The organism is Protofrankia sp. Cr1, from assembly GCF_963555865.1.
GTDB lineage: Bacteria > Actinomycetota > Actinomycetes > Frankiales > Frankiaceae > Protofrankia.
This window is the reverse complement of sequence record NZ_CAUVXO010000399.1, coordinates 1-4886: the sequence shown is the minus strand read 5'-3', so window position 1 is coordinate 4886 and position 4886 is coordinate 1. Positions and strand designations below refer to the sequence as shown.

Sequence of the window (4886 nt, the reverse complement as noted above, 5' to 3'; positions counted from 1 at the left end):
GCGCGTCGGTCATCGGCGCCTCGGGGATCGGCCGGCAGGCGTCGGCGCCACCGGACCGCGGGCGGCCGGAGACGGGTCTGTCCGCCACCTGGACGGCCCTGCGAGCTCTGGCGCCGGGGCTCATGGTGACCCGCCGGCAAGCTGCCCTACGCCTGATCCATAGTCGCACACGGGCCTATCATCCCGGATCTGGATGACCATGCATTCGGCGCGGGCCGTTATCGCACTGAGCGTGCCCGGTGCCGGACAAGGACGGTTACGTTGTGTGTCCTCGGTTTTCGCGGCGTCATCGGCTCGCCGGTGAAGGTGCAGATCAAGCTCTGCCCAGTCGGGAACCTTATACTTCATGGTTGTGAAGTATCGACTTAGTCTCCTCGTGGTGGTCGCATCGTGACTTCCACCTGGCGTGATCCCAGGCGTGCTGAGGCGTCCACGGCGCTCGCGACCGTGTATGCGGGCGTCCGTGCCGCCGACGTCGAAACCGAGACGTTGGACTTCAAGGAAGATCAGTCTCGGCGCTCGGGGGGCAGCTCGATGACGGCTGGCAGTACCCACCACGAACCGACCGCTCGCGATCTCGCCGATGCCGCGTGCTGTTTCGCGAACGCCCGCGGTGGCGTCGCGATCGTGGGCGTCGATGACAAAGCTGGTGGCCCGGCCGCGTTCATAGGTACCGATCTGAATCCCGAGTGGCTTCGGCATCGCATCTGGGAGCTCACCGATCCGCATCTCGCCGTCGACGTCGAAATGATCTCTGCTGAAGGTGGGGAGCGTTTGCTGGCCGTCGTCGTCAGCGCGGGCCTGACCGCGTACAAAGCGTCCGGCGGTCGATACAAGCACCGGGTCGGAGCGCACTGCGTGGAGATGACCGGTGTGGACCATGCGGCACTGGTACGCCGCTATGTCGACTGGTCCGCTGAGCTGACCCCGATGCGGTTTGCCGACGTCGATCTGGCGGCCCTCCTGGTGGCCCGACAGGTGTTGCGGGCGACCGAGGAAGCCAGCCGGGTGGCCCTGGCATCCCGACCGGATGAGGAGCTGCTGCGCGCTCTCGGCGTCCTCGACCCGGAGATCGGTAGGTTGACCCGGGCGGGGGCACTGCTGTTCGCTGTGACGGATAACGACCGGTCGCACCTCGACTACATTCGGCGAGTTCGACCGGGGGCTGATACTCAGGTGCGCCTGGATGAACCGGGCCGTTCTCTCCTGGTGGAATTCAACGAGGTGGATTTTTCCATCCGCCTGGCGAACCAGCGTGTGCACCCGGTGCGGCTGGGAGCGCGGGGGATCGGCGACGCGATTCCCCGCCCCGCGGCACGTGAGGCAATTATCAATGCCATCATGCACCGGGACTGGACCCGCCCGGAAGCGATCACCATCGAGCACCTCGGCGATCAGCTTGTCGTCACCTCACCCGGGCGTTTTCCGTCCGGTGTCAACACGTCGAATCTCCTGACCACGATGTCACGGCCGACGAATCCGCATCTGGCGAATGTCATGCGGAGCCTGCGGCTCGCCGAGCGCGAGGCAATCGGTGTGGACCGCATGTTTCGTGAGATGATTCTCCTCGGGCATCGGCCACCGGTGATCACACAGACCACGGACGCGGTTCGCTGCGTGCTCATCGGCGGTAATCCGGTCGAGCCGGTCACCGATCTGACGTCGTTGCTGAGTGACGACGCCCGAGCGGACGTGGATATCGCTCTGATCATTTATCGACTCCTGGATCATCCTCGGGTGGACGAGGGAGTTCTCGCTCCACTGCTGCAGAAGTCCCAGGAGGAAGCGGCCGAGGCGTTGGCGCGGGCACGGCAAGAAGGCATCGGCGGCAGCTCCATGCTGATCACTTCGATGAGCACAGGCAGAACAGGCTTCCGGTTCGGCGACGCGGCACGTGAGCTGCTTGCCGCCCGGCTGCCCTACTTCCGCGTCCCTCCGAAGGAGGCAAAGCCCTTCGTGGTGGACCTGGTCACCGAACAGGGGTCGGTGCGAGCCGGTGATCTCATCGACTACTTCGGTCTGCGATCGATGCAGGCGTCTCGGGTACTCAGTGAGCTGCGGGACGAAGGCGTGCTCGCCATCGGTTCGGCGAAGACGGTCGGCCAGGGAGTCTTCTACATCGCCGGCCCGCAGTTCAAAAAAACACCGTAGAGAAAGTGTGCGACAGACGACGGGCTCACGCGCGCCTTGCTGGTGACAGCTAGGTCAGGCGCCACGTGGCGTAACTGCGTGCCAGGGTCGCTCGGTTTCGGGCGGCGCGGTTGTCTGACTGAGCGGCACGCATGCTCCACAGCCCGGCCACGTAGCAGGCGAAGGCGTTGAGGTCGTCGTCGGTGGCGCCAGCCCAGCAGATCAGCCTGGACGCCCACTGCTCGGCCTGCTGCGGGGAGTGTCCGGCGCCGATGAGACGGATGACCATGAATGCGGCGTCGACCCAGCCGGCGCCTTGTGCCGGCCAGCCCCAGTCGACCACCCAGACCCGGTCCTTTCTGATCATGAATTGGTGGGCATGCAGGTCAGTGTGGATCAGTCGGTCCCCTGCAACGGCGTCGACTACGGTGCTCGCGTGGACTGCTGCCGTGGCTACGTCCCATCCGGGGAAAGCGCTCGCTGGCCGCGCCGTCACGTCCGCCCACCAATCGGTGTTGCGCCATCGCTCGGAAAGCGAACGCAGGCCCTCGCCGGCCCGGCGGGCGATGTCGTCGACGACGTCGCCGATACGGGGTAGGTCGGGGGAGTCAGACGCGAGGTCCGCCGGGCGGCCGGTCGCGTGCTCGAAGCCGACAAGCAGCCAGTCATCGACTTGGCATGCGAACTGCGGACTTGGCGCGATGCCTGCGGCGAGGTGCCCGAACGTGTGCTCGTTGCGGAGCCAGCGTGCCCGCCTGCCGTCGCCGTGGACGGCTTTGACGAACAGCCGCTGCTCACCCGCATCCACGACTGCGGCGAGGTCGCAGCCGTCCCCCACGTCCACCGTGTCGGCGGACATGATGGGTCCGGTCTGTGCCTCGACCGCGTCGCGGACCTGCGCCGGCAGGTCATTCCACTTCATAGGAAAGGTCGACTCCATTACGTGGGGATACGGCTGTCCTTGTTCTCGTCGCCGTCCTTGCCGCTTGCCGAGCAGCTGTCAGGGTCGCACGTGGCGCTCGTCTGCCACAGCTCGTGGTCGACGAGGTATCCGGCCTGTTGGATCATCACGATCGTAGATGCGTGCCTTGCCGTGGTGGTGCTGCGGGTGGGTGGCATGTCGTCGGGCACGTGGTGGATGAAGCGGCCGGCGACCTGCCGGCAGAAGAGTGCGTACTCCTTGGTGTGCAGGAGGAAGGCGTGCCAGCCGAGGTCGATGGTGTGGCTGGGCACGTGCGGCGTGTCCGGGTCCGTCCCGCACGCGGCGAGGAACGCGAGGGACTGGTCGATGACCCGCTCGGCGTACGGACGGTCGACCAGGTGGTCTGCCGCAAGCCGGTTGGACCGCCGCTCACACCTGGAAGCGGTGGCGGACGCGCTTCAGGTCTCCATCACCGACCTGACCGGGCAGCCCTACAAACCCACGAACCGCGCCCAGGCCCGGTCTCTCGCCGCTATCCCCGCTATCCGGGCCGCCATCCTCAACACCGCGTTCGATGAACGTCCGGACCTGCCAGCGCGGCCCATCGTCGCGCTACGCCTCGCCGCTGACGACGTCGAAACAGCGCGGGAAGCAGCCGCGCACGCGAGCTACGCGTCACTCCTGCCGGACCTTATCCAGGAGCTGCACGTGCACGCGGCTGGCTCAGGCAGCGATGCCCGCACGGCACTTGCCGCCTTGGTTGGCGCCTACCGGTCCGCTTTCGTGCTCAGCAAGGATCTCGGCTACGTCGATCTCGCCTGGATCGCAGCCGACCGTGCAATGCAGGCCGCCGAACGTCTCGACGATCCCGCGTGGTCGGCGTTCGGTGGCTTCTACCGCGCCAACGCGCTCCTGAGCGCCAGCGCCCGCAGCCGCGCGCGTCAGGTAGCTGAGCGGGCCGCTGACGCTGCCGCCGGCCAGCTCGGCCAGGCGCAGGTCATGCCGGTCTACGGCATTCTTCATTTGGCGTCCGCACTCACAGCGGTGTCCAGCAACGATACGGGCGCGGTCGACGCCCATATCGACGAGGCCGTCGAGATTGCCGGTCGGACCGGTGAGACGAATGCCTTTCACCTGCACTTTGGTCCCACCAACGTGGCGGTCTGGCGCGTGAGCATCGCAGTCGAGCGGGGCGACGGCGGCAAGGCCCCCGAGATCATGCGCGGCGTGGACACGTCGGTACTCGGTTCGGGACGCCGCCGTGCGCAGTTCCTTACCGATCTTGGCCGAGGACTCGCGCAGGCACGTGGCAAGGACCCGCAAGCCCTCGCGGCACTCCGCGAGGCGGAACGGCTGGCGCCTGAGCTAGTCCGGCCTCACCCGCTCGTGCGGGAGACTGTTGCCGTCATGCTCGAACGCGCCCGGGCGACCGCTGGGGGCCGTGATCTGCGCGGGCTCGCCTACCGAATGGGCATCGCTTGACATAACTGGCGATGGCGCGCGCCCGACCGCGCCGCCAAGTCAGGCGTGCCCGACACACGGCCGAGCACGAAGCCGACGCGAAACACGGCGCGGACGGTTACGACGGAGTGGAATCGGCGGCGTTGGCCGAGCCAGAGCATGGGCTGCGGCTTGTGTGTGCCGGTGGCCGACCCGGAAAACGTGCCTCGTCGGACCCTGGCCGCAGATCTTGGGATGCGTCCCGCCGAGGCAGGGGGACCTGACCGACGTCGCGGCCACCCGGTTGACGACCGCGACCCCGGAGGAACGCCGGGACCTGTACGCCCTCCTCAACATCCAGATAAAGATCGTGGACAACCGGCGGGGCGAACCC

4 protein-coding genes are annotated in these 4886 nt (G+C 67.1%); 2 read left to right on the top strand and 2 right to left on the bottom strand.

What is annotated here, in order from left to right; translation table 11 throughout:
- The first annotated feature begins 390 nt into the window (after positions 1–390).
- Positions 391–2151 (top strand): ATP-binding protein, encoded by a 1761-nt coding sequence (locus tag U9980_RS22300; protein WP_322769718.1) that lies wholly within the window; start codon positions 391–393, stop codon positions 2149–2151.
- 49 nt (positions 2152–2200) lie between these two features.
- Here U9980_RS22300 and U9980_RS22295 read toward each other — a convergent pair whose 3' ends face one another.
- Both U9980_RS22295 and U9980_RS22290 read right to left on the bottom strand, forming a co-directional pair.
- On the bottom strand, positions 2201–3052 hold the full coding sequence (locus U9980_RS22295) for a hypothetical protein (RefSeq protein WP_322769717.1): 852 nt from the start codon (positions 3050–3052) through the stop codon (positions 2201–2203).
- A 17-nt stretch (positions 3053–3069) separates the two neighbouring features.
- A complete protein-coding gene (locus U9980_RS22290) occupies positions 3070–3363 on the bottom strand; it encodes a hypothetical protein (RefSeq protein WP_322769716.1) in 294 nt (97 codons plus the stop codon).
- Positions 3364–3418: 55 nt separating this feature from the next.
- Here U9980_RS22290 and U9980_RS22285 point away from each other — a divergent pair, with 55 nt between their 5' ends.
- On the top strand, positions 3419–4534 hold the full coding sequence (locus U9980_RS22285; protein WP_322769715.1) for a hypothetical protein: 1116 nt from the start codon (positions 3419–3421) through the stop codon (positions 4532–4534).
- The last annotated feature ends 352 nt before the right edge of the window (positions 4535–4886 follow it).

What these genes read in the sequence shown, in the direction of transcription:
- U9980_RS22295 (WP_322769717.1), bottom strand. Translation starts at nt 3,052, where the DNA reads ATGAAGTGGAATGACCTGCCGGCGCAGGTCCGCGACGCGGTCGAGGCA.
- U9980_RS22285 (WP_322769715.1), top strand. Translation starts at nt 3,419, where the DNA reads ATGACCCGCTCGGCGTACGGACGGTCGACCAGGTGGTCTGCCGCAAGC.